Annotated in this window: 25 protein-coding genes; 6 read left to right on the plus strand and 19 right to left on the minus strand. The window is 60.0% G+C overall.

The features are described from left to right. Nucleotides 1–266 precede the first annotated feature (266 nt). Nucleotides 267–494, plus strand: coding sequence for a hypothetical protein (locus HK28_RS11900; RefSeq protein WP_086644773.1), 228 nt, complete (start codon nucleotides 267–269; stop codon nucleotides 492–494). 175 nt (nucleotides 495–669) lie between these two features. On the opposite strand, the gene HK28_RS11905 is transcribed toward HK28_RS11900, so the two are convergent. The 4 genes from HK28_RS11905 to HK28_RS11920 all read right to left on the minus strand — a co-directional run bounded on the left by HK28_RS11905 (nucleotide 670) and on the right by HK28_RS11920 (nucleotide 3,233). Continuing rightward, complete coding sequence (locus HK28_RS11905; protein WP_086644774.1) at nucleotides 670–1,428, minus strand: hypothetical protein; 759 nt, start codon at nucleotides 1,426–1,428, stop codon at nucleotides 670–672. After that, nucleotides 1,425–1,751: a hypothetical protein gene (locus HK28_RS11910; RefSeq protein WP_086644775.1), complete on the minus strand. Its 327-nt coding sequence runs from the start codon at nucleotides 1,749–1,751 to the stop codon at nucleotides 1,425–1,427. The genes HK28_RS11905 and HK28_RS11910 overlap by 4 nt, the downstream gene beginning before the upstream one ends. Before the next feature lie 254 nt (nucleotides 1,752–2,005). Then, the gene (locus tag HK28_RS11915) at nucleotides 2,006–2,557 is read right to left on the minus strand and encodes a hypothetical protein (protein ID WP_086644776.1); all 552 of its coding nucleotides are present in this window, start codon (nucleotides 2,555–2,557) and stop codon (nucleotides 2,006–2,008) included. A gap of 208 nt (nucleotides 2,558–2,765) precedes the next feature. Beyond that, a complete protein-coding gene (locus tag HK28_RS11920; protein ID WP_233140515.1) occupies nucleotides 2,766–3,233 on the minus strand; it encodes a lipocalin-like domain-containing protein in 468 nt (155 codons plus the stop codon). A gap of 189 nt (nucleotides 3,234–3,422) precedes the next feature. Between HK28_RS11920 and HK28_RS11925 the strand changes: the two genes are divergently transcribed. Next, nucleotides 3,423–4,340 carry a LysR family transcriptional regulator gene (locus HK28_RS11925; protein WP_086644778.1) on the plus strand — a complete coding sequence of 306 codons (918 nt, stop codon included), beginning with the start codon at nucleotides 3,423–3,425 and terminating at the stop codon, nucleotides 4,338–4,340. 394 nt (nucleotides 4,341–4,734) lie between these two features. On the opposite strand, the gene HK28_RS14540 is transcribed toward HK28_RS11925, so the two are convergent. From HK28_RS14540 to HK28_RS11990, 13 genes are all read right to left on the minus strand, one after another. After that, nucleotides 4,735–5,079 (minus strand): RcnB family protein, encoded by a 345-nt coding sequence (locus HK28_RS14540; RefSeq protein ID WP_086644779.1) that lies wholly within the window; start codon nucleotides 5,077–5,079, stop codon nucleotides 4,735–4,737. A 321-nt stretch (nucleotides 5,080–5,400) separates the two neighbouring features. Continuing rightward, nucleotides 5,401–6,210 carry a DNA/RNA non-specific endonuclease gene (locus HK28_RS11935; RefSeq protein ID WP_233140517.1) on the minus strand — a complete coding sequence of 270 codons (810 nt, stop codon included), beginning with the start codon at nucleotides 6,208–6,210 and terminating at the stop codon, nucleotides 5,401–5,403. Nucleotides 6,211–6,284: 74 nt separating this feature from the next. Beyond that, nucleotides 6,285–6,512 carry a DUF333 domain-containing protein gene (locus HK28_RS14545; protein WP_086644790.1) on the minus strand — a complete coding sequence of 76 codons (228 nt, stop codon included), beginning with the start codon at nucleotides 6,510–6,512 and terminating at the stop codon, nucleotides 6,285–6,287. A 157-nt stretch (nucleotides 6,513–6,669) separates the two neighbouring features. Then, nucleotides 6,670–7,836, minus strand: coding sequence for a GNAT family N-acetyltransferase (locus HK28_RS11945; protein WP_086644780.1), 1,167 nt, complete (start codon nucleotides 7,834–7,836; stop codon nucleotides 6,670–6,672). Beyond that, nucleotides 7,836–8,300 carry a RidA family protein gene (locus tag HK28_RS11950; RefSeq protein ID WP_086644791.1) on the minus strand — a complete coding sequence of 155 codons (465 nt, stop codon included), beginning with the start codon at nucleotides 8,298–8,300 and terminating at the stop codon, nucleotides 7,836–7,838. Before HK28_RS11950 ends, HK28_RS11945 begins: the two co-directional genes overlap by 1 nt. A 50-nt stretch (nucleotides 8,301–8,350) precedes the next feature. Beyond that, nucleotides 8,351–8,755, minus strand: coding sequence for a histidine triad nucleotide-binding protein (locus HK28_RS11955; protein ID WP_086644781.1), 405 nt, complete (start codon nucleotides 8,753–8,755; stop codon nucleotides 8,351–8,353). A gap of 49 nt (nucleotides 8,756–8,804) precedes the next feature. Beyond that, entirely contained in the window at nucleotides 8,805–9,152 is a 348-nt protein-coding gene (locus HK28_RS11960) for a phosphoribosyl-ATP diphosphatase (protein ID WP_086644792.1), read from the minus strand. A 303-nt stretch (nucleotides 9,153–9,455) separates the two neighbouring features. Next, entirely contained in the window at nucleotides 9,456–10,217 is a 762-nt protein-coding gene (gene hisF, locus HK28_RS11965; RefSeq protein ID WP_086644782.1) for an imidazole glycerol phosphate synthase subunit HisF, read from the minus strand. Continuing rightward, nucleotides 10,217–11,560: a 1-(5-phosphoribosyl)-5-[(5-phosphoribosylamino)methylideneamino]imidazole-4-carboxamide isomerase gene (gene hisA / locus HK28_RS11970; protein WP_086644783.1), complete on the minus strand. Its 1,344-nt coding sequence runs from the start codon at nucleotides 11,558–11,560 to the stop codon at nucleotides 10,217–10,219. Before hisA ends, hisF begins: the two co-directional genes overlap by 1 nt. Beyond that, nucleotides 11,557–12,255, minus strand: a complete 699-nt coding sequence (gene hisH, locus HK28_RS11975; protein WP_086644784.1) for an imidazole glycerol phosphate synthase subunit HisH — start codon at nucleotides 12,253–12,255, stop codon at nucleotides 11,557–11,559. The genes hisA and hisH overlap by 4 nt, the downstream gene beginning before the upstream one ends. Beyond that, on the minus strand, nucleotides 12,252–12,701 hold the full coding sequence (locus tag HK28_RS11980) for a hypothetical protein (RefSeq protein ID WP_198945880.1): 450 nt from the start codon (nucleotides 12,699–12,701) through the stop codon (nucleotides 12,252–12,254). The genes hisH and HK28_RS11980 overlap by 4 nt, the downstream gene beginning before the upstream one ends. Continuing rightward, on the minus strand, nucleotides 12,698–13,294 hold the full coding sequence (gene hisB, locus HK28_RS11985; protein WP_086644785.1) for an imidazoleglycerol-phosphate dehydratase HisB: 597 nt from the start codon (nucleotides 13,292–13,294) through the stop codon (nucleotides 12,698–12,700). Before hisB ends, HK28_RS11980 begins: the two co-directional genes overlap by 4 nt. Before the next feature lie 97 nt (nucleotides 13,295–13,391). Then, nucleotides 13,392–14,234 carry a TetR/AcrR family transcriptional regulator gene (locus HK28_RS11990; RefSeq protein WP_233140518.1) on the minus strand — a complete coding sequence of 281 codons (843 nt, stop codon included), beginning with the start codon at nucleotides 14,232–14,234 and terminating at the stop codon, nucleotides 13,392–13,394. A gap of 66 nt (nucleotides 14,235–14,300) precedes the next feature. Here HK28_RS11990 and HK28_RS11995 point away from each other — a divergent pair, with 66 nt between their 5' ends. Further along, entirely contained in the window at nucleotides 14,301–15,617 is a 1,317-nt protein-coding gene (locus HK28_RS11995; protein ID WP_086644786.1) for an MFS transporter, read from the plus strand. A 162-nt stretch (nucleotides 15,618–15,779) separates the two neighbouring features. On the opposite strand, the gene HK28_RS12000 is transcribed toward HK28_RS11995, so the two are convergent. Next, complete coding sequence (locus HK28_RS12000) at nucleotides 15,780–16,880, minus strand: NADH:flavin oxidoreductase/NADH oxidase (protein ID WP_086644787.1); 1,101 nt, start codon at nucleotides 16,878–16,880, stop codon at nucleotides 15,780–15,782. 209 nt (nucleotides 16,881–17,089) lie between these two features. Between HK28_RS12000 and HK28_RS14550 the strand changes: the two genes are divergently transcribed. From HK28_RS14550 to HK28_RS12015, 3 genes are read left to right on the plus strand one after another with little or no spacing between them, the layout of a single operon-like run. Beyond that, complete coding sequence (locus tag HK28_RS14550) at nucleotides 17,090–17,968, plus strand: Smr/MutS family protein (RefSeq protein ID WP_369823658.1); 879 nt, start codon at nucleotides 17,090–17,092, stop codon at nucleotides 17,966–17,968. A gap of 55 nt (nucleotides 17,969–18,023) precedes the next feature. Then, on the plus strand, nucleotides 18,024–19,097 hold the full coding sequence (locus tag HK28_RS12010) for an iron ABC transporter permease (protein ID WP_086644795.1): 1,074 nt from the start codon (nucleotides 18,024–18,026) through the stop codon (nucleotides 19,095–19,097). Beyond that, the gene (locus HK28_RS12015) at nucleotides 19,094–19,879 is read left to right on the plus strand and encodes an ABC transporter ATP-binding protein (RefSeq protein ID WP_086644788.1); all 786 of its coding nucleotides are present in this window, start codon (nucleotides 19,094–19,096) and stop codon (nucleotides 19,877–19,879) included. Before HK28_RS12010 ends, HK28_RS12015 begins: the two co-directional genes overlap by 4 nt. Nucleotides 19,880–19,951: 72 nt before the next feature. Here the strand turns inward: HK28_RS12015 and HK28_RS12020 are convergent, their stop codons facing one another. Beyond that, nucleotides 19,952–21,898: a TonB-dependent receptor gene (locus HK28_RS12020; protein WP_233140519.1), complete on the minus strand. Its 1,947-nt coding sequence runs from the start codon at nucleotides 21,896–21,898 to the stop codon at nucleotides 19,952–19,954. Between the last annotated feature and the right edge of the window lie 50 nt (nucleotides 21,899–21,948).

The following is a 21,948-nucleotide window of genomic DNA, read 5'->3' on the forward strand; positions in this document are numbered from 1 at the left end:
GCAGCAAGCTTCATCTTCTATCTTAAAGAATGAGTCCTGAGCCTAGATAACGACAAACTCTGACGGCGCCGCCTGCTCATCACGGGCAACCAGATCAAAGACAGAAAATCCAATTAACGCCATACGCAGGACAAAGTCGCCTGGCGAACGTCTCGCCCAAATGCTGCAACCGCGATTACGATTGTGACCACCGGTTCAGCTTGCATTTTACACGCCATAACGCGCATAGCGTTCGACGTGTTCTTAATTCAGGCAGAAACCCGTCAATGAGCAAAGATCCTGATTTTTTACCGGATGTCGGCTGGACCGAGCAATCGCCCGAAGATGCGGAAGCCGATAGCAGAGCCAACGCCATAGAACAGGCCGAAGGCATTGGCGAAGAACCTGCTGGAAGCACGTCAGTTCTGCGAACTCTCGTGCTTCCTGTTCTCTTGGGAGGTATTTTTCTTATTGTCGCATTCTGGGCGGGCTTCGCCTGGTTGGGCATGTTGTAATTGCCACCCGTAAAGCATGTCCGCACGCCTTCCCTCTGACGCTAAACATACTCAGAGCCGCCCGCTTCCACCGTAGGGCCAGCGTCTCCTGGAGCGCCAGCGGAGGATCAAAATCATACCGATCTGCCCGAGCAAACCACCCACAAGCAAGCTTGATCCGGCGACAAGTCCGAGTTCAGACACTGGCTGCAGTCTGCATCTCGTTGACGAGAGCGTCGAGCGCCTCGCCGTTTGGTGAGACGCCATCAACGCACACCCAGTTCTGTCGAGAAACCAGTCCGTAAGCCTCGTCACAGAACTGTCGCATGAACGCGTGAGACATGCGTTTCTGTTCGCCCCACGTGTTCAGGTAGAACCAGTCAGCATCGTAACCATGCAACCAAACGCAATGCCCGCCCGCAATCGCATTGTTACGATCGGGCGTGTAATCCCAATCGCCGCACCCGACGACACAAGCCCATTCCGGAAGCGACAACCCGATATAAAGACCGCCCAAAAACGCGATCGATCGCTGCGCGGCTGCAACATCCTGTGGATTCACGATCCCGTAAGCCGTCAGATAGTCCCGCGTCTGCCCGGGTCGGGCATACCCTTCAACACGCCAGCGCTCGAGGACGTCAACTTCGACAGCACCCCGATCAGTTGATGGAATGTCAGGGTTAAACCCAGATTCGGCGCCGTAATTTTCCAGCACCTGGGATTCACTCAGCAAAACCGGCGCCTGCGCCGCCCCGGTCCATGTACGGATCGCGCTTGCGACGCCAACCTGCGTACAACACCCATAGCGGTCATTCGCCCACATTGGCCACGATACGTCCGTGGCCCAGTTCGCGGACAGCGGCGGAACTGGCAACGCCGCTGCGAGAGGCTCCACCATGCGAAAAGTGCGCAAATCATGGCGGGCCGGAAGCTTACCTAGTTTTCTTGTGATCATAGTCCATTTTCTTTTTGTGAAAGTATATCGTCCGCACTGTAATTTTCTGGCAACGACGTTCGATCCGGATATTTCAGACAATCTCGCACGAGCGGCGCGCAGGCCGCGTGCGCACCAAACAGCAGCGACGACGTGCCGACATAATGCAGGCTCGCGATCCGTCCCCCGCGAACACGCGCTGTCATGCGGCATGATTCCTGCGCGCTCGCCGTCACAGACGGTTTCAGCAGATCACCGAGCAGAGGCACTGAGCCAGTTACGGACGGGGTCGTGATTGTCACCGGAGCGAAAGTCAGAACCCAGTCGTCGCGTCCCACACGCATCCTTTCCGCAGGCTGTCCGGCACAGGAAACGAGATCTGGCAGGCTGACACCCACAAGGTCGCGCCTGGCCCGCCCCGGAAGCTCTGAACAGGATGAAAAAAGGATAAAAAAAGCGCTTGTCAGAGCATATGTTCGGCTCCCGCCCGAACGACGCCGTCTACGCTCGGCGCCTAAACGCCCGTCATGGGCCGAGGGCAATGCTTCCGCATCTCGCACTTGGAGAGATGCACGGGCGGGCACGCTGTCAGCCCAACTTACAGTGCGACGCCAAGCACATGAAGCGCCTGCGCCTCACTCATTGGCATCGCACCCGCAGAGGCGCCGGAGAGCAACGCGCGAAACAGCGCGATAACTGTCTCAAGCGCGTTCAGCGCCGTCGTGGCGTCATTTCGCACCGTCGTTGACAGAGCCGAACCGGCCCCCTGAATCGCGGCGTCGATCGAACTCGCTACTGTCGAAAGGTCTGAGAGCAGGCTGTCGACACGCGTTTTCCAGTTCGTGTCGTCATAGGTGATCGTTACAGTCGCCCCCGCCGCTGAGCTAAACGCCGTCAATGCGGCGGCCAGAGCCGTTTCCGCCACCTCAATCGCCGGCAGATAGGGCGTCAACGACGCCACGCCAGCAGCGAGTCCTACAATCGTCGCAGCACCATTCAGGCCCGCCTGACCATAAGCCTGCAGCTTGGCTACATTCAGAGTAATGGCGGTAACGCCGCCGGTGCTCGTCACAGTACAGGCCGCCGCAGTCAACGCAGCTCCGACAAGCGCAGAATTACGCAGAAACGAGCGGCGAGAAAAATTGGACACAGAATGCTCTCCACGAAGAAAGCCACCCGGGGAGAGCGGCTTGGTTCGTAAGAGTATCTGTCTCGAAAGTCCGTATTCGGCTGACGTGTCGTGCTGTTCAGCCTCGCCCGCCTGAAGCGTGCTATCCGCCCTGTTCCGGATTACCGCGCATTATGAAAGACAAGAGGGTAGCTGCGGGGAAACTGGGCGGTGTAGATCAGCGCGCCAGTTACGGGGTTGCGCGGCGGAAGCGGATGATGCTGCGCGTGAGTTTATCTGGCATCCAGTTCGGCATTTTCCGCCAAGGCGTCACCACGTCCGCATGATCACGGCCATCCAGAACGACCTGACGACGCTGCTCGGTTCCTACCCAGTCTGGAGTCCACGCCGTCTCGACGCTGGTGATCCAGCAGTTACCCTCGATGCGATACCGCCCGATATAGGCCACGAGGGTCTTCATAAGCTGAGCCCGCCCTGCGTCGGTGTTGGAGAACTCGCGCCCGCTTCCTTCCAGATTGAAGGCGACCCAGCCGCTGTCGGTGAAAATGACGCGGCCGCGCGGTGAAGCCCCCATGGCGTCGATCGTGCGGAGAGTGTCCTTCTCTTCCACCTTGTAGGACACAAGCTCCCACGTTCCGATCAGTCTGCTCCGAAGTTCTTCGCCTTCACACACCAGCTCATCACTCAAAATCGACATGCCATCACCTCGACACAGCCCTCTCCGGGCAGTCGTCGTCAACCGCACCGGAAGCTTCATCACAATCTGTTGTAGTAGGTCCTTTAATGCTCCCGTTGAGTGCGCTCGAGTAGTGCTTTTTTAGGAAAAAAACTGTTTACAAAAATGCAAAGATAAACCCGAAATGCGCTCCAGGGAGAAGTGTCCATCATGACGGATGACCAGGCAGGGGACCTGCGGTTCTTCATATCGCTCATCGAAGCTGGGAGTCTGACCGCAGCCGCGCGCAGTCTCGGCAGTTCGCCCGCAGCTATATCGCGTCATCTCGCGCGACTGGAAAAGCGTCTCGGCAGCACATTGGTGATCCGCAATACAAGACATTTTGCGCCGAGCGAGACCGGTCGGGTCTATTATGAAAACGCTCTGGGCATCGTTGCCGAAATAGACCAGCTTGAAAGCGAAATTGCCGCCGCAGCGCATGCGCCAAGAGGCTCTTTGAACGTCGGCGCTCCCGTCGAAATCGGGCGCTATCAAATAGCTCCCTTCATCGAAGCGTTCAGCCTGAAGCACCCCCAGATCAATATCAGTCTCGCCGTCGCGGCCGAAGGCCTCCACAATTTCAGCGACTGCCTGGACGTGATCCTGCGCCTCGGGATGCCAGACGAAGCCGGCGCAGTCGTCACGCGACTGGCCTCCACCACGCGCGTACTGTGCGCATCTCCATCCTATCTCGCCCGCCGCGGAGTTCCCGACACCCCCAAAGACCTACTCGACCACGATTGTCTCTGCCTCGTCCGCAACAAAACAATGACATTGTTAAATAAGTGGGTGATAGGCGATGAGATGGATACCGATGTAATTTCTGTAAAACCACGACTTTCAACAACAAGCGCAGAAATACTTCACGACTGGATTCTATCCGGCCAAGGAATCGGCTACAAACTTCTCTGCGACGTCCATAAAGACCTCGAAAATGGTCGACTCATACGCGTTCTGCCGAATATGAGAGGCGAGACAATTGACCTCTATGCTGTGCAACCGACACGACAGCATGCGCGAGCCAGCGTTCAGGCTTTCTTACGAGAACTCAAACCCTATATTCAAAATCTCGGATTTTTCTATTTGTAACTTCTGAAATATAAATCTAAATATATTTAATTTTTCTAATATATAAAATATACAAAAGCCAATTACATTAATGAAAAAAACCCAAATCTCTGACAGTTATTAAGGAATCTTGAGACGTTCATCCTCTCCACCACAATCAGCTCTCTCCCTGGACCACAAAACATCCGCGTCCACCAACCATCCGCAGCTACCGTAAAGACTGAGCTACCGACTTTAGCTGGTCACTCTCTCGAATAAATTACTCGCAGCGGTTAAGGACGCGGCACGGGCTATAAGTCCGCGTCGACAATTTTATTCGCAAATGACGACGCGGAATTCAGTGTCCCTGCAGACCCGCAGTTAAAACTGTCCCAAGCCCGGAGCAGCCAACAGGGGGTACTGCATTGTTCTCCCGTTACGGGTGCGCCAAAGCGCCAGCCACTACTGCCGAGATTACTCCGGTAGCGACGGCTGTCAGCAAGAATGAATTCCCGTCGTGAACCCAGCGGTACCCGTAAGGCGGCGCATAGAGGCCCGGATAGCCGCGCCAATCGTTCACCCAAGGGGAACCGCCGTAATAACGCATTCCTGATCGCCACATCGGAGGGCGCATAGGGGCTGGCGGTGGCGCACGGAACCGACCCGGACCTCCGCCATGCCGCAAATGGTTAGGACCGGGGCCGCGGCCTGAACCGTGCCAGCCACCTGGAGCGGGCTGAGCCTGCCCTTGAACCGGCAACGTCACACACAATGCGACCATACTAACGACGGCAGCTATCGATCTCACCACGACCTCCAAAAAATGACACAGACCCGCAGTAGCGCAACAATATGGAGAAATGCTGGCGGACGAGCCTTGAGAGCACTTAATCAGGCCAGCGTTCGCCGATCCGACTATGCGCCGCCAATCACACCCGCGCGATCAGATCAGTCATAGCTTTCAAATTTATTTCGCATAACATATATACGGAAATGCGTCCCATCCCGACCGGACGCAACTTCCGCAAGCATCCCGTGAAAGCGCCGAGGACTCCTGTGATGAGCCTCGACGCCTTCTGCGCGCGCCAACGGCGTGATGAGGCTAGCTTCGGCCACTCAACAGAAATCGATCAAGTTCTTCGTCCCTACGAAGTTCAGAGACCGGAAGGCCGGGAAAGGGTTTTACGCCAGCCACCCGAGCCAGTGCGTCGAGCCCGACTGCGTTGCATCCGTATTGCCCAACGTTGCGGCACACGATGAGAGACACCGCGTGTCTTCCGGGCGCATAGACGGCCTTCCAGACTGACGAAGGGACGCGAATACGATCTGCGCCGACGACGCCGAGCGGCTCGCGAAAGGCAGGACCGGTAACGACATAGGTCTCGCCCTCCCGCTTCACGATACGTCGCACGTTTCGCTCGATCTCGTTCCAATGCCCCGAATTCAGAACGATCGCCTGAGGCACAATATTCGACAGGGCGAATGTTTCTTCCCGACCCGATCTCGTCGTGGCGTCGCCCGACGGGGCCAGATGCCCCATGGACCAACCTGAACGCTTATAATCGGATCGTGTCGAGCGAACGGATCGCGACAGCCTCATATCCTCATGAAAATGTCCCCGCCCCTTCAGATTTTCTCCCTGAATGACGCCTGCTCTCGTAAGCCGCTCTGCGCTCCAGACTGGCTCCCGATCTTCTGCGGAGTAACCACTGGCAAACTCCGCAGAGCAGAGGGGAATCAGTTGCCGATCAGATTGCGGCGCCCTCCCCGCAGCGAAATGCTCAGGGCACGCGGCGAAAACCGCCACCGGCAGCATCGCTGCAATCGCGGCGACCAACAGCGCTGTCGCGCCCGGAAAGCACCGATGAGTCGACTTTGACGTGACGACGCACGCAAGTCGCAGAAGGCTCAAGATCACGTCGCGTTGCACAAAAGTTCTTTGCAATTCACCTACGAGAAAGAGTCCTTACTCCTGCACCCAAAACTTCACGAGCGCGAAGAGCGAAACAGAGCCCATTCCTCAATGATCCGGCCATCCGAGAGGTGGCAATACCCGATCTGACCATCAGGCTCTTTTCTGATCTCCAGCGCTCCGCCTTGCTTATGGCAATATACCGACGCTGGATTCGCCATGCCTGCCGCCGAAGGTTGCTGCGTGGCGCCGCATCCCGCGATACCACATGCCATCGTTGCAGCACAAAACAAACGCTTCATGAAAAACACTTTCCAGAACAGAGAGCGCTGAAGACACACGTCCGAAGGACAGGGATGACTCTTGATCGGCGACGTCAACAAATCGCAGAAAACGCTTCCTGCAAAACAACTACAATAATCTTGCTCGTTTGCTGGCGCGGCATTCGGGCTGCGACTATCAACCCATCTCTTCCTGTTTATACGGGGAGAATTCACGCAGGGCCTCCGCCTCCCCAATCATCGCCATGCGCTCGTGATCAAGAAATTCGGCTACCGCGTTTCGCAATCCCTGATTTTCTATCCAGTGTGCCGAATGCGTAAAACTGGGGACATAACCGCGCTGAATCTTGTGATCACCCTGAGCGCCCGCCTCGACGCGCGAAATCCCGTTTTCTATAGCGAACTCTATCGCTCTGTAATAGCACAATTCAAAATGCAAAAACGGCCACTCGCCGACGCATCCCCAATTCCGCCCATAAAGCGCGTCGCGCCCCAACAGGTTCAACGCCCCGGCGACGGGCTTGCCGTCATGATCGGCGATCATAAGCACCACGCGGTCGCCCAAACGGGCCGACAGCAAAGAGAAAAATTCGCGCGTCAAATACGCGCTGCCCCATTTTCGATCGATAGTCGATTGGTAGAACTCGAAAAATGCATCCCACAGAGCTTCGGTGATGTCGCCGCCGCGAACCGCGCGAAACGTAAGGCCACATGCATTTGCGTCCCGCCGTTCCCGTTTCAGAACTTTTCGCTTTCGCGACGCCAAACGTGAAAGGAAATCGTCGAAGCACGCATAGCCGTCATTATGCCAATGGTACTGGACGCCCAACCGCTGCAGCCAACCGCGCTCACCTAACGAGGCATAATCCTGCTCCGTGCAGAACGTCACGTGGCAAGAGGAAAGTCCCAACTCTCTACATACCTGCGCGAGACCATCTGCCAACGCGTCTCGTGCGGACGATGCGCCCCCCGGAGCCACGAGATCAGGCTGGACCAGCAAACGCGGCCCTGGAACTGGAGAAAACGGCGACGCCACCTGAAGCTTGGGGTAATACGCTCCTCCGGCAGCCTCAAACGCGCGGGCCCAACCATGGTCGAACACATATTCGCCGTATGAGTGCGCTTTGAGATACGCTGGAGCAACCGCGACCAACCGTCCCTGTCCATCGTGCAGAGCCGCATGACGGGGCAGCCATCCAGTGCGTGGCGTCGCTGAACCGCTGTCTTCGACCGCCGACAGGAAAGCATGGCTGACGAAAGGATTATCGTCGCCCGCACAGGCGTCCCACGCCTCCGGAGAAAGCCCCCGAATAGAATCGTGAAGCGTGAGCGCCCACGCCGTCATCAGACGATCTCGAACATGCCCTCGACCTCGACCGGAGCGTCGAGCGGAAGGGAAGGCACGCCGACGGTCGAACGCGCGTGACGGCCGACGTCACCGAACACTGCGACGGCGAGATCCGACGCGCCATTCATCACAGCCGCATGCGCGGTGAAGTCCGGCGTGCAGGAGATAAACCCGCCCAGACGCACAACCTTCGTGACTTTGGACAGGTCGCCAACGGCTGACTGAAGTTGCGCCGCAAGATTGATGAAGCAGAATTTCGCGGCCTCGACGCCAGTTTCGATCGACACTTCGCCGCCAAGCTTGCCAGTCGCCAGTAACTTGCCATCCTTGAGTGGTAGCTGGCCGGAAATCACGATCAGCGAACCCGAACGCGTCCAGGACACGTAGTTGGCGACAGGTGTCGCGGGCGTGGGCAGAACGATGCCCAACGAAGCAAGACGAGAGGAGGGAGTCTCTGGCATTGAACGATCCTTCATACTTTGGGCCGCATCTAGCGGCCTCACGCCGACATTTACCCTGCGCCCGCCCGCGCCGCACCTGGGCCGCCAATCAGCGCACCCAGAGGACCACCGCCGAGTAGGTGCGCGTGATAATGCGGGACTTCCTGCCCCGAGTTCGGCCCCACGTTCATGATCACGCGATAACCGTCCTCCTCAAGCCCCAGTTCGCGCGCGATCGCGCCCAGAGCTCGACTGAAGCCGACGATTTCCTCTGCTGAGGCTTTCGCGCTGAAATCCGCGAATGAAACGTAGGCGCCCTTCGGGATCACCAGGATATGCGAAGGCGCTTTCGGTCCGATATCGTGAAACGCCAGAACCCAGTCATCTTCATAGACCTTGTTGCAGGGAATTTCCCCTCGCAGGATTTTTGCAAAAATATTCTGGGGATCGTAAGGCCCGATACCGCTTACCGCCATCCTGTCTTCCTCCATACGCAAAAACTGTCCGCCGCGGCGTCAACGCTGATCAGGATTTGGCGGGAACACGGGACGCCTTTTCCTCGATTCCACTCGTGCCCTCACGACGCGCCAGCTCGGCCCATACTTCCGCCGGAGTCACGCCTGCATCCACCCACATGACGATCAGATGATAGAGAACATCCGCACTCTCTCCGATCATCTCATGGGAGCGCCCGGCAACAGCCTCGATAAGGCACTCAACCGCTTCCTCTCCAAACTTCTGCGCGATCTTGCGCGTCCCGCGCGACAGAAGACGCGCGGAATGGCTGATCGCGGGGTCCGTATCGCGGCGGCTCGTCACCACGTCGAAAAGACGATCCAGAACGCTCGCGTCGATCGCCGGATCCGGCGTAATTCGGACAGCCGGAGACTGCGACGTGTTTTTTTCAACACGCGCCTTGGTTTTGGCCTTCCCCTTACCTCGCCCCTTGGCAAGGGCCGTCGCCACGCGCGCCTTGAGTGACCCGGACGCTGGCGCGCCCTCATTCGAGGCGGCGTCAACACCGGCGCTCCGGCGCTTTTTCACAGCGCCGGCGGTCTTGGCTGAACTTTTCTTCACAGGCGTCTTGGCCATCTCACATCCGGTCAGTTGCAAACTTTTGCACGCTCTGTGATCGGGTCGCCCATCACACCGCGCAGCGTAATCATTGTATCGGCGTCAAGCGGTCGTCCGCACAGGCAAACCTGCGTCGACTAAAGCGCGCTTCACCTGCGGCACCGTAAACTGCCCGAAATGAAACACGCTGGCGGCCAGAAGGCCAGTCGCCCCGGCGCGGGCGCCCTCTACGAAATGTTCCAGTTCCCCTACGCCCCCTGACGCGACGACTGGCAACCTGACAGCCGCATTCGCTGCTCGCAGCAGATCGAGATCGAAACCGGACCGCGTTCCGTCGCGATCCATCGACGTCAGCAGTATCTCCCCCGCCCCGCGAGCCGCCACCTCACGACACCACTCGATCGCGTCGCGCCCTGTCGGCGTGCGTCCGCCATGCGTGTAGACTTCCCAGCCGCCCCGACCGTCGGAACGCGCGTCTACCGCCACGACGACACACTGGCTTCCAAACTTGTTCGCCGCTTCGCTGATCAATTCAGGCCGGGACACCGCAGCAGAATTCATCGCGCATTTATCGGCGCCCGCCAGCAGGAGCCTCCGCATATCGTCCGTGACGCGCACGCCGCCGCCAACAGTCAGCGGCAGAAAAATGCGTTCCGCCGTCCTGCTCACGACGTCCAGTATCGTATCGCGGTTTTCATGGCTGGCGGTGATGTCGAGGAAAGTCAACTCGTCCGCTCCGGCGGCGTCATAAAGCGCCGCCTGCTCGACCGGATCGCCCGCATCTCGAAGCGACACGAAGTTCACGCCCTTCACGACGCGGCCATTTTTCACGTCGAGGCAGGGAATGACACGCAGCTTCAACATCAGGCCAGAACCTCAAGCGCCTCGCGCGGGGAGATGCGCCCGTCATAAAGCGCACGGCCGACGACCACGCCCTCGATCCCCGGCGCGTCCTGCGCGATACGCTTCAGGGCCGCAAGGTGATCAAGCGAGCCCACGCCGCCACTGGCGATGACGGGAATGGATACCGTACGCGCGAGCTGCGCCGTCTGCTCAAGATCGAGCCCCTCCAGCATCCCGTCACGGCTGATTTCGGTGAAGATGATCGCAGCAACCCCAGCGTCCTGCATGCGCAGCCCGAGTTCGGTCGCCTGCATATCGGAGACCTCCGCCCAGCCTTCCGTCGCGACCTGCCCGCCGCGTGCGTCGATCCCCGCGACGATGCGACCGGGGAAAGCGCGACAGGCTTCACGTACGAGTTCCGGGTTCTTCACAGCGACGGAGCCGAGGATAACCCGCGTCACGCCCGCCTTAAGCCACGCGGCTATTCCCTCCATGTCGCGCAGACCACCGCCGAGTTGCACCGGCGTCGTCGCATTCGCGACGATCCGGCGCACAGCGTCCACGTTGGCGGAGCGACCTGCAAAGGCGCCATTGAGATCGACGACGTGCAGCCAACGGAACCCGGCGGCGCACCACTGCCGCGCCTGCGCGCCGGGATCGTCGGAATAGATCGTCGCGTCGTCCATCTCTCCGCGCCGCAGCCGCACGCAGGCGCCGTCCTTGAGATCGATCGCCGGGTACAGCGTGAGCGCACGCGACGGCCCACCTCTAGACGCGCCGACAACCTTCGCGCCAGATTTAGAATTTTCTTCCGACACCTGATGCACGACCCGACTTTGCTCCTGAAGACGCATAACGAAGTAATGACCGCGCACCAGCCGCCCGCCAACAATGGCATATCCCGGATGCGTGCCCCAGTGCTCGAACCCCGCGCGGCGAAACAGCGCAATAGCGCGATCCTGGGTTTCCCTCACGTCAAGATTCAGAAGCTGATATCCCATCGCGCGAGCGCACTGAACGATTTCGTCGAGCAGCTTGCGACCCAACCCAAAACGACGGGCGTAAGGCGCGATGTGAAAATGCATCAGGCTTGCGGCCATCGCCTGCGCTTCGTTGTTGCGCGGCGGCCGGACGAGTTGCGCCGATCCGACGATCACGCCGTCGTGCCGCGCGACAAACAACTGGCGCTCCGGCACCAGCATGACGCCCTGAAAATAACGGGAAAGCGTCTTCAACCCTTGCGGGTTGACCCAGCCGAACCCCCCGCCATCGAGGATCGCGGCGTCGGTCGCTTCGCACAACGCATGCAGGTCGTCCTCCGACAAATCCTGAACACGCTCAGCGCTCAGCCGCGTCTCGCTCACGCCTCAACCCCTTCTGGTGCGCGTGAAGGCTCCCACAGCAGAAAATTCGCCATGATTTTCAGCCCAACAGCCTGACTTTTCTCAACGTGGAACTGCGTCCCTGCCCGATTGCCGCGCGCGACGATCGCCGGAACGGCGCCGCCGTAATCGGTCGTCGCCAGTAAATCTCCCGACCGAGCCCCCGTCAGAGCGTATGAATGCACGAAATACCCATGCGGCGCCGGGCCAAGGCCCTCGGTTAGTGGATGCGGACGGGTCAGCGTCAGTTCGTTCCATCCCATTTGCGGCAACCGCAGGCCCGGCGCCTCCATCGGCGCGATCTCCCCGGCGATCCAGCCCAACCCCTGCGTCGCGCCATGCTCAAGCCCGCGTTCGGCCATCAACTGCATACCCACGCAGATGCCAAGGAACGGCGAGCCGCCGTCAACAGCGTCCTCGATGGACGCCCGAAGGCCGGGAACCGCCGCCAACCCGCGTGCGCAATCCGCAAACGCGCCCTGCCCCGGCAGCACGATGCGCGAAGCCCGCCGCACTGCGCCGGGATCGTTTGAAATCACGACTTCGGCGTCGACGCCGACAATTTCTGCGGCCCGCGTCGCGGCGCGAGCCGCAGACGCAAGGTTGCCGCCGTCGTAGTCGATCACAACGATCAGTTGCGGTTCCGACCCGACGCCATCAGGACTTTTCGTCGTCATAACCGGGCGCCCGCAACCGCAAACGGGTCAGGGATGCCGCCGTCCGACGCGCCGCGTCGCCGCTCGCCTACACCCTCTGTTCGAACGCGATCAAGATAGCGCAAAAGCGCGCCGTCACGAGACGCGCCCGCAATCACGCCGTCGGGTCGAAACCCACGCAGACGCAACTCCCATTCACGCAAATCGCCTGCGAACACCGCCAACACAAGGTGGGTCAGACACAGGATAGCCCACGGCGCCACGAAGCCGCCTGCGCCGGTCCGAAGCAGCATCGTCGCGGAGGCTGCGAACAACCCGCTCATCCATGCGCCGCCACGAAGCAGACCAAGCCACCCAAAAAAAGCGACGCGCCAGTCAACTCCGTCCTTTACGAGGACAGGTGCGCGCGCATCACGCCGCGAGACCGGCGCGTTCGGTCCTGGCACCCATACGGTGAAGACTTTCACAGCACACCCTTCGTCGAAGGCACCACGCCCGAGGCGCGCGGGTCCGGCTCGACCGCCATTCGCAGCGCCCGGGCCGCAGCCTTGAACGCGCTCTCCGCGATGTGGTGGCAGTTTCGCCCCGCCTTTTTCGTGACATGTAGGGTCATCATTCCCGCCATCGCGAACGCCCGGAAGAATTCTTCGAACAGCTCCGTGTCCATCTCACCGACCACAGGCGCCGGAAAATCTACCGTCCATGCGATGAACGGCCGCCCGGAAAGATCGACCACAACTTCAGCCAGAGCCTCATCAAGCGGCACAAGCGCATGACCGAATCGGCGCACTCCACGCTTGTCGCCCAGAGCACGAGCGATCGCCTGCCCCAAAGCGATGCCCGTATCCTCGACCGTGTGATGGAAATCGACGTGGAGATCACCCTTCGCCACAATGTCGAGGTCGAGCATTCCATGCTTGGCCAGAGCCGTCAGCATGTGGTCGAAGAACCCCACGCCCGTGTCGATCGACGCGACGCCGGTCCCGTCGAGGTTCACAGTGACGGCGATATCAGTCTCACCGGTGACGCGGTGGATGGAGGCGATGCGATGCTGGGTCATGCCGGCCTTTGTACAGGATGGCTGCTCCGGACACCACCTTCGGTCGGAGAAGTTTCAAGGAACGACGCCCTGCCCGGACGCACCGCGAAGCCTCCGTTCAGGGCGCGGGACACCCCGCCGCGTCCAGCACGAGACGCGCAAGCGCCGCCGCCTGCGCAGCCGGACCCGGCTGCACAAACGCCTGCCCCGCACCGTAAACTCCCTCCAGCAGCAGCAGCAGCCTGTCTGCGAGGGTCTCTGGGTCGGCGACCTTCAGCTCCCGACATTTGGCCGCCATCCAAGCACGGATATCCTGCTTCAGGTCCTGCGCACGGCGGCGCACGGGATGATCGGACTCCGTATACTCAAGCAGCGCGTTGCTGAGTGCGCAGCCACGATATTCCGGTCGGACAGAGCGCTTCGTCAGGTCGTCAAAATAGGCGATGATCTGGGCGCGTGGATCGTCAGGATAAACGGCCTCGAAACCGGCCATTCGGTCGATGAAATCGCACAGGTAATCCCGCAGGAAAAGCTCAGCCAGATCGTCCTTGCATTTGTAGGCGCGATAAAGGCTGGGCTTGGTGACCTGCGCCGCGCGCACGATTTCGTCCACGCCTACCGAACGGATTCCCCGCGCGTAAAACAGCGACGCAGCGGTCTCCCTGATCTTGTCACCGGCAAGAACGCGGCCCCCACGGCGGACGACGTGTGCGCCACCGACTGATGACGCGCCCGCTGCGCGAACGTTCCCAGAAGAAACACCCATTGAAGAGCCGCCCTCTGGAAAAAAATCTGCCGACTCACCGCCCTTCGCGGCCACACATCCTTTCTCAGCCAAGACAGCCGTCGAGACCTCGCCGTGCGACTGCTCAGATCCTACGACAATGCTGGCGAGAGGCGGCTCATCACTATGCGCCCCACTCTCCACCATCGAACCCTCGTCGTCGCGATCACGCCGCATCCCGCCTCCATTGACAATGTTACCGATCGGTACACTAATGCCGAATGTAACTTACCGGTAAGTCATATGCGCGCTCCACCACCACCTCACAACCCTTCCCCGGATCAGACGCCAGCACCTCCCCGCGTCGCCGCCCCAGTGGTCGTGGCTGTCACCGTTGTCTTCGCCGCCCTGCTTGTTTCGGCGGGCGTCCGCGCTACGCCCGGCGTATTGATGATGCCATTGCACGACACGCTCGGATGGAGCCGGCAGACGCTGGCGGCCACGGCAGCTGTGGGCATTTTTCTATACGGTCTCATGGGCCCGTTCGCTGCGGCGTTGATGCAGGCCATTGGAATCCGTCGCACGTTGCTCGGGGCCCTGACGTTGATGGCGGCGTCGACCCTCGCCTCATCAGCAATGACGCAGCCGTGGCAGTATTTCGTCACCTGGGGGGCGCTCACCGGCGTCGGGACCGGAGCCGTCGCCATGGTGCTCGGCGCGTCCGTCGTAAACCGCTGGTTCGTCACGCGGCGTGGCCTCGTGATGGGCATCCTTGCAGCCAGCACCGCCACCGGATCGCTGATATTTTTGCCCGCGCTCGCGCACGTCGCTCAAAGCGTGGGGTGGCAGGCCGTGACGCTCTGTGTCGGCGCCGCCTGTGTTCTGCTGATCCCGCTTGTCGCGCTACTTCTGCCGGAACATCCAGCCGATCGTGGCGTCCTTCCTCACGGCGCGCCAGCGGACTATGCGCCGCCACCGCCGCCGACAACGCATCCTGCGAAGCTGGCGGTCGAAACCCTTCTGAACGCTGCACAGCGGCGCGATTTCTGGTTACTGTTTCTGACGTTCTTCGTCTGCGGCTTTACGACGAACGGCCTGATCGGCACCCATTTCATCGCCATCTGCGCCGATCATGGGATCGCCGAGGTTCCGGCGGCCGGCATACTGGCGATGATGGGTCTGTGCGACCTTTTCGGCACGACTCTGTCCGGCTGGCTAACCGACCGCTTCGACGCGCGCCGGTTGCTGTTCGCCTATTACGGAATCCGTGGGCTTTCGCTTTGTTTTCTGCCGTTTTCAGATTTTTCCGGCCCCAGCCTGACCGTATTCGGCGTGTTCTATGGCCTGGACTGGATCGCCACCGTCCCGCCGACGTTGCGGCTGACGAACGCAGCATTCGGAGAGCGTTCAGCACCCATCGTATTCGGCTGGATCGTTTGCGGCCACCAGATCGGCGCGGCCTCCGCGGCGTTCCTCGCCGGAATGCTGCGGCAGGCTCAGGGCAATTACAAAGATGCGTTGATATTATCGGGTTGCACCGGTGTAATCGCGGCCTTCATGGCGCTCTCGATTGGGCGACGCAAGGCGGAGCAGCAGATTACAGAATCTTACGCCGCCTGAGCGTTATAAAAATAGGACCTACGTCTCTGCAGGCAACCCGCTGAATCACGACCGCGTTGCATTACTTGCGGCCGCGTTACGCTTCCCATCTCACGACGCCTTCGCCTTTGACGAAGCCGCTCAGTCCGGCTGCGAAGGGCGCCCCTCGCAGCCTGTGCGTAATCAGACGTTGAACAGGTCTTTGTAAGCGCGCGGCTGGCACCGCAGATACTGGTTCGGCGCTCGCACCCTGGCGCCGAGATGAGCCGCCGCATGCCACGGCCAGCGCGGATCGTAGAGAATAGTGCGGGCCAGGGCGATCATGTCGGCGTCCCCTGTGGCTACGATCTGTTCGGCCTGCTCGAAGCCGGTGATCAGCCCGACCGCCACGACCGGCAGGCGCGTCGCCGCCTTCACCGCGCGAGCCAGCGGAACCTGATAACCGGGATGCACAGGAATTTTCTGGTCTGGCGTCAACCCGCCGCTGGAGACGTGCACTGCGTCGCATCCCCGTGTCTCCAGCGCCTGCGCCAGAGCTATCGTCTGCTCGACATCCCACCCGCCCGGCGCCCAGTCGGAACCGGAAACGCGGATTGTCACAGGCCCGTTGGTAAACGCCTCTCGCACGGCGTCAAACACTTCAAGCGGAAAACGCAGGCGGTTTTCCAAAGAGCCGCCATATTCATCCTCTCGCTGATTGGCGAGTGGCGACAGGAACTGGTGCAGCAGATAGCCGTGTGCGGCGTGCAACTGCACGGCATCGATTCCCAGCCGGGCGGCTCTACGGGCAGCGGCGGCGAACGCCTCACGCACGCGCCGCAACCCGTCCTTGTCGAGAGCCGTTGGAGATTCAGTGCCCGGCGCGTACGGCGTCGCAGACGGCGCCTCGGTCAGCCAGCCATTCTCCACGTTCGAGGGAATGAGCTGCCCCCCTTTCCACGGAACCTCGTGCGACGCTTTACGCCCTGCATGCGCAAGCTGAATCGCGATCGGCGTATCAGACCACGCGCGTACGCCATCCAGCGTCCGACGCAGCGCAGCCTCGGTCACGCCATCCCACAATCCGACATCGCCGTAGGAAATCCGGCCTTCTGGCAAGACCGCCGTAGCCTCGATCGTGAGCAGACCGGCGCCGGAGAGCGCCAGCCCGCCGAGATGGATCAGGTGCCAGTCATTCATGCAGCCATTCTGGGCCGAGTACTGGCACATCGGCGCGACGACGATTCTGTTGGCCAGTTCCAGAGAACCGACACGAACGGGCTCAAAGAGTTTTGGTCCGGCCATGATCACTCCAAATTTTATACGCCGCGCCCCGCTTACTCGCCACACGGCGGCGGGATACTCAATGCCTCAAATCAGGCGGGCGCAATATCCCTCCCCCTCGGTCGAAGCGGGTTTTTCGTTTGCCCCTTGCGGCGACGGAAGCCGAAGCGGCATCATGACGGAAGGTCGCGCATACGGCGAAAGACCCTAGAGAAGCGAGAGGATCAGGCGTGCGCCGCAGGACGTTGCGCGATGACGAGCGAGAGCTCTGGATGCGCTGCGTGCGTGACGTGACGCCGCTGGGGCGGCCTGTACCCGACGCAGGGCCCGGAGGAAGCGATATTCCGGCGCAGAACGCCGCCGAAGCGCCATCGCTGCGCACCACGAGCACGCACGACCTGCGCCCCATGCCGCCAACACCGGGCCTGAAAGCATCACGGCACGCGAACTTGAGTCCAGCTCATCTCGAAGCGCCCGTTCAAAGCCAGAATATTCGCAACCTAGCCGCGCCGAACGCGATCGGCCGCCCTCAGAGCGGCACGGCCTTCTCCATACCTCGAACGCCCGCCTCTTCATTTCTGCCCGCCGCCGAAGCGGCCATGGCGGCGCATCTGCGCGCGAAAGCATCTCGCCGCGCCGGAAGCGGCACGACGGTCAAGGCGTCCGTCACAGCGCCTGCGTCGGGCGTCGATCCCCGCAACCTCCGTAAACTGGCGACTGGTCGCGTTCCGGTAGAGAGACGGTTGGATTTGCACGGGATGACCGCTCAGGCCGCGTTCTATCGCCTGCAAGCCTTTCTGCACGAAGCCTACGTGGAGGGCGTTCGATGCGTCGAAATCGTCACGGGTCTCGGGTCGGGACCGGAGGGAGGAATCCTGCGCCGCGAACTCCCACACTGGCTCGGGCGGGTCGACTTGCGTCGCGTGGTCCTCGCCGCGACGCATAGCCATCAGGCCAATCAGGGCGCCGTGCGTCTTCTGCTTCGCAGGCGCGACCTCGCGCCGGGGAAAAAAATACTTAACCACACGGACAGCGCGGCGACCAACGACGAGACCTTGCGCGACGTCCCACCTCCCACCGCGATGAAGAAGCGGCGCCGTGGACGGTGATTCTGACGACGTGACGAACGCTTCCTGCTTCCCCAAAGCGTCGCCGGGAACGTCGATCTCCGACGCTTCCCGCCCAGCAGCTCCTTCGCCGGACATTGAAACGGCGCTCGGGGCTTACCGTTCTCTGCAACGGCGACGGATCGTCGTTCTGCTGACTCTTTTGGCATTGCTGGGCGTCACATTCGTGATCAACCTGGCCCTTGGCCCGGCGAGACTGGGCGTCGACGACATCTTTCGCGCCCTGCTTGGACAAGGCGACGCCGGAGCGCAGACCATCATCTGGCGTTTGCGCCTGCCCTATGCGGTGATGGCGGTCCTGACCGGCCTCGCGCTCGGCCTCGCCGGGGCCGAGATGCAAACCATTCTGGACAATCCGCTGGCCAGCCCCTTCACGCTCGGCCTGTCGGCGGCTGCAGCGTTCGGCGCCTCTCTCGCCATTATCCTTGACTGGCGCTTGCCCTTTCCGTTTCTCAGCGGCGAAGGCGCTGTCGCCGCCAATGCATTTCTGTTCGCAATCGGCGCGTCTCTGGCACTCGACGCCGTCGCCCGCCTTCGAGGCTCCGCGTCCAATACGGTCGTCATGTTTGGCATCGCTCTGGTCTTTACCTTTCAGGCTTGCGTCGCCCTCCTGCAATTCGTCGCATCGGAAGACGCGTTGCAGGATTTGATTTTCTGGACAATGGGCAGCGTCACGCGCGCCACATGGCCAAAGATCGGTGCGCTGCTCCTCGCCTGCGCAATCGTTTCGCCGTTTTCGCTGCGTTCAGCGTGGGCTCTGACTGCGCTGCGGCTGGGAGAAGATCGCGCCGCCAGTATGGGAGTCGACGTTCGTCGCGTGCGCCTTGCCTCGCTCATGCGGATCAGCATTCTTGCGGCCATTGCCGTCGCGTTTTCTGGAACCATCGGTTTTGTCGGATTGGTGGCGCCCCATATCGCGCGCCGTCTGGTCGGCGAAGACCACCGGGCTTACCTGCCCACCGCAGCCCTCTCCGGCTGCCTGATCATGTCAGGCGCGACCATAGCCGCACGCAATCTGGTGCCGGGTCAGGTCCTTCCGGTCGGAATAGTCACTGCGCTTGTAGGAATCCCATTTTTCCTAGGCGTCGTTTTGCGGCGTCCGGCGACATGAAGGCGACCGCGTATGATCCGCTGACAGCCGGTCCGCTCACCATCTCCTACGGACGCAGGCGTATTCTGGACGGGGTGACCGTCGGCCCCCTCCCCCCCGGCTCGATCACAGCATTGCTGGGCTCGAACGGCAGCGGGAAATCGACGCTGCTGGGGGCGCTTGCAGGGCTGAAAGCCTCCGACGGAGCAATATCGCTCGGCGACATCGCCCTCGGAACCCTCGCTCTACCCGAACGCGCGCGTTACTGCGCCTATATGCCCCAGACGCTGCCACCGCCGATCCGGATGCAAACTCTGGAAACAGTGCTCGTGGCGATGCGAACCGATCACAGTTCTCGCAGATCAAATCACATCGCCCATGCGCTGAAGATTTTATCCGATCTGGGCATAGCCTCGCTCGCCCATCGCTATCTCGATGAATTATCAGGCGGACAGCGCCAGCTTGCAGGTCTGGCCCAGGCGTTGGCGCGGTCTCCACGAGTGCTGCTTCTGGACGAGCCCCTGAGCGCCCTCGACCTGCGCCATCAGTTCGAAGTCATGGACGTTTTGCGTGGTGAAACAGCTTCTCGCGGGATGATCACCGTAATCGTGCTGCACGATCTCGGCGTCGCCTTGCGACGCGCTGATCAGGCCATGCTTCTTGCGGATGGCCACGTCGTAAGCGCAGGCCCGGTGAGCGAGGTGGTGACCCCAGAGCATTTGCGCCGGGCGTTTGGCGTGGAAGCCCGCATCGAAATCAGCAGCGACGGGCGCCCTATGCTGCTGGTCGACGGGGTCGCCTGAAACAATTTTGAATAGCCTCAAAGATCGCGGCCCAGCCTGTTTCGAAGGAACACAGGCCGGGTGCAAGCAATTTTATTCGAATGTGCCAGCAATCGTCACAACGGCAGCAAAGCCGGATCCGACATTGTAACTGGGATTCGAACCGCTGACCGTCTTGCCGTAAATCCCGGTGATCGATTTCGCGGCTGTCACGGAATATCCGGTCATCGACGACAGGTAATGCACGTCCCCCAGATTGGTCAGGCTCAACATCGCCTTGGGATGAAATCGTCCGACTTTTGGAAGATAACGCCCGAAAGAGAGGTCCGCCGTAAAATAGGCCGGAATTCCCTGGTCGTTCATCAACGTGGAATACTGTGAATCGGAATATCGAAAATTGAAATTTCCGAATGTTGTTCCATCGTCGTAGGTCAGACCCAACGCCGCAAGAAATTTTGGGGAAGCCACTTCCTGCTTACCTTTGGTGCGAAAATAATCGCCGTCATAGGCGATGTTATTACCGACCGACGTATGCATATACTGCCCTGAAGCATAAGCGCTGATATGATGCCATGGACGGGTCGATATCTCCGCCTGAACGCCACGCGCCGTTTCGCCGCCTGCGTCAATCGGCTGGGACACGATCAGCGTTGAGTTCGGCAAATAGGTGGAGCTGCTGATCTGATGATGCGTCAGATTGTAGTTGAACCCGGCCACGTTGAACATGATTGGCCCATAATGACGGAAGCCAATTTCTTCCCCAATCATATACTCGGGTCGATAATCGCTCAAAGGCGACGACGCCACTACAGGCGAAGTGAAACTATATGTCGCAACCTGAGATTGGAATGAAGACGGCGCCCGATATCCGGTCGTTCCTTTGATATATATCTGATTTTCCGGATCGATCTTGTAGCTTATGAGCAGTTGAGGCGCGGGTATGAACATATTCTTGACCGACTTGTACGGATCGGCTCCCGGCACGCTCTCCGTGAATTCGCGGCTGATCATGTTCGTGCGCAGACCGGCGTTGATCGTCAACCGGTCATGGAACAGCCGCAGCTCGTCTTCCAACGCCAGAGTGTTAGACTGCTGCATACCGTTAATATCGTATTGGGTCAGCGCCCTGCCACCAACTTTTAGATATCCATTATTCTCTGAGTAACCGCCGTGCGAATCGACGACATAATGATTCTGATACTCGGTATGCACGACATAAGAGTACCAATATGAAAATTTTACCGTTTTATTGCCTTTTTTCCATGCCCCGATCAGATTCAGGCCGCTCGACGTCTGCACCCAGGGATGAATGCTGATCGCAGTAACGTTTCCGCCTCCGGGCGAATACCCATCGAGGGTGGCGTATTTTTCCGACCCAAAATAGCCAGTTGAGGTTGGGATGGACACGCCATAATTGTTCAGCCCATAGGTTTCAACTGCATAGGGCTGAGCATCCAGCGTCAGTCCGCCTCCAAAATCAAAGTGATTTTTGATCGTACCAACAATCGCATTCGTCGCCTTGGTATTTAATTTGTAATATGACGTGTTTCCTGCAGTATATTTTGAATTCGTATTATAACTATCGCCGTACTCGTGCCACTGCGCGAGGGTTGGATATAGCCACTCGGTTTGGTTGGCGTAGTTGTAGCTGAATATCAACTCTGAATTGCTGCGTCGCCCCCATTGTTTCTCAAGAGCTGCGTCAAGATGCCAACGATACATATCGCCCGGACCACGCCAGAGATTCGCGCTGGAGTAAGAACCGGACACGAATCCGGTCACGCCGGAGTGTCCTATTTCGCCCGTATCAACGCGGAGAAATTCCTTGTTCGTACTATGAGTGCCACCTGAAGCCTCGACATATACTCCAAATTTTTTCGATGGATGGCGCAGATTCAACGTCATCTGCGCGCCGTCGGCGTTGTATGTCGGCGCTGTGAGGTCGGACGATCCCTGGCTGACGGATACGGACGCCAGATTTTCATTGTCCACCATGGCGGACGTGTAGGCACTATACGTGAACGGGTCGGCGAGCGGCATGCCTTAGGTTCAGGACCTATTAATGTATTGAATTGAGCGAGAGGTTGTGA

Source organism: Acetobacter sp. DsW_063 (assembly GCF_002153745.1).
GTDB lineage: Bacteria > Pseudomonadota > Alphaproteobacteria > Acetobacterales > Acetobacteraceae > Acetobacter.

Coding starts and splice junctions, on each gene's coding strand:
- HK28_RS11900 (WP_086644773.1), top strand. CDS start 267: ATGAGCAAAGATCCTGATTTTTTACCGGATGTCGGCTGGACCGAGCAA.
- HK28_RS11905 (WP_086644774.1), bottom strand. CDS start 1,428: ATGATCACAAGAAAACTAGGTAAGCTTCCGGCCCGCCATGATTTGCGC.
- HK28_RS11910 (WP_086644775.1), bottom strand. CDS start 1,751: ATGCGTGTGGGACGCGACGACTGGGTTCTGACTTTCGCTCCGGTGACA.
- HK28_RS11920 (WP_233140515.1), bottom strand. CDS start 3,233: ATGTCGATTTTGAGTGATGAGCTGGTGTGTGAAGGCGAAGAACTTCGG.
- HK28_RS11925 (WP_086644778.1), top strand. CDS start 3,423: ATGACGGATGACCAGGCAGGGGACCTGCGGTTCTTCATATCGCTCATC.
- HK28_RS14540 (WP_086644779.1), bottom strand. CDS start 5,079: ATGGTCGCATTGTGTGTGACGTTGCCGGTTCAAGGGCAGGCTCAGCCC.
- HK28_RS14545 (WP_086644790.1), bottom strand. CDS start 6,512: ATGAAGCGTTTGTTTTGTGCTGCAACGATGGCATGTGGTATCGCGGGA.
- HK28_RS11945 (WP_086644780.1), bottom strand. CDS start 7,836: ATGACGGCGTGGGCGCTCACGCTTCACGATTCTATTCGGGGGCTTTCT.
- HK28_RS11950 (WP_086644791.1), bottom strand. CDS start 8,300: ATGCCAGAGACTCCCTCCTCTCGTCTTGCTTCGTTGGGCATCGTTCTG.
- HK28_RS11955 (WP_086644781.1), bottom strand. CDS start 8,755: ATGGCGGTAAGCGGTATCGGGCCTTACGATCCCCAGAATATTTTTGCA.
- hisF (WP_086644782.1), bottom strand. CDS start 10,217: ATGTTGAAGCTGCGTGTCATTCCCTGCCTCGACGTGAAAAATGGCCGC.
- hisH (WP_086644784.1), bottom strand. CDS start 12,255: ATGACGACGAAAAGTCCTGATGGCGTCGGGTCGGAACCGCAACTGATC.
- hisB (WP_086644785.1), bottom strand. CDS start 13,294: ATGACCCAGCATCGCATCGCCTCCATCCACCGCGTCACCGGTGAGACT.
- HK28_RS11990 (WP_233140518.1), bottom strand. CDS start 14,234: ATGCGGCGTGATCGCGACGACGAGGGTTCGATGGTGGAGAGTGGGGCG.
- HK28_RS11995 (WP_086644786.1), top strand. CDS start 14,301: ATGCGCGCTCCACCACCACCTCACAACCCTTCCCCGGATCAGACGCCA.
- HK28_RS12000 (WP_086644787.1), bottom strand. CDS start 16,880: ATGGCCGGACCAAAACTCTTTGAGCCCGTTCGTGTCGGTTCTCTGGAA.
- HK28_RS12015 (WP_086644788.1), top strand. CDS start 19,094: ATGAAGGCGACCGCGTATGATCCGCTGACAGCCGGTCCGCTCACCATC.
- HK28_RS12020 (WP_233140519.1), bottom strand. CDS start 21,898: ATGCCGCTCGCCGACCCGTTCACGTATAGTGCCTACACGTCCGCCATG.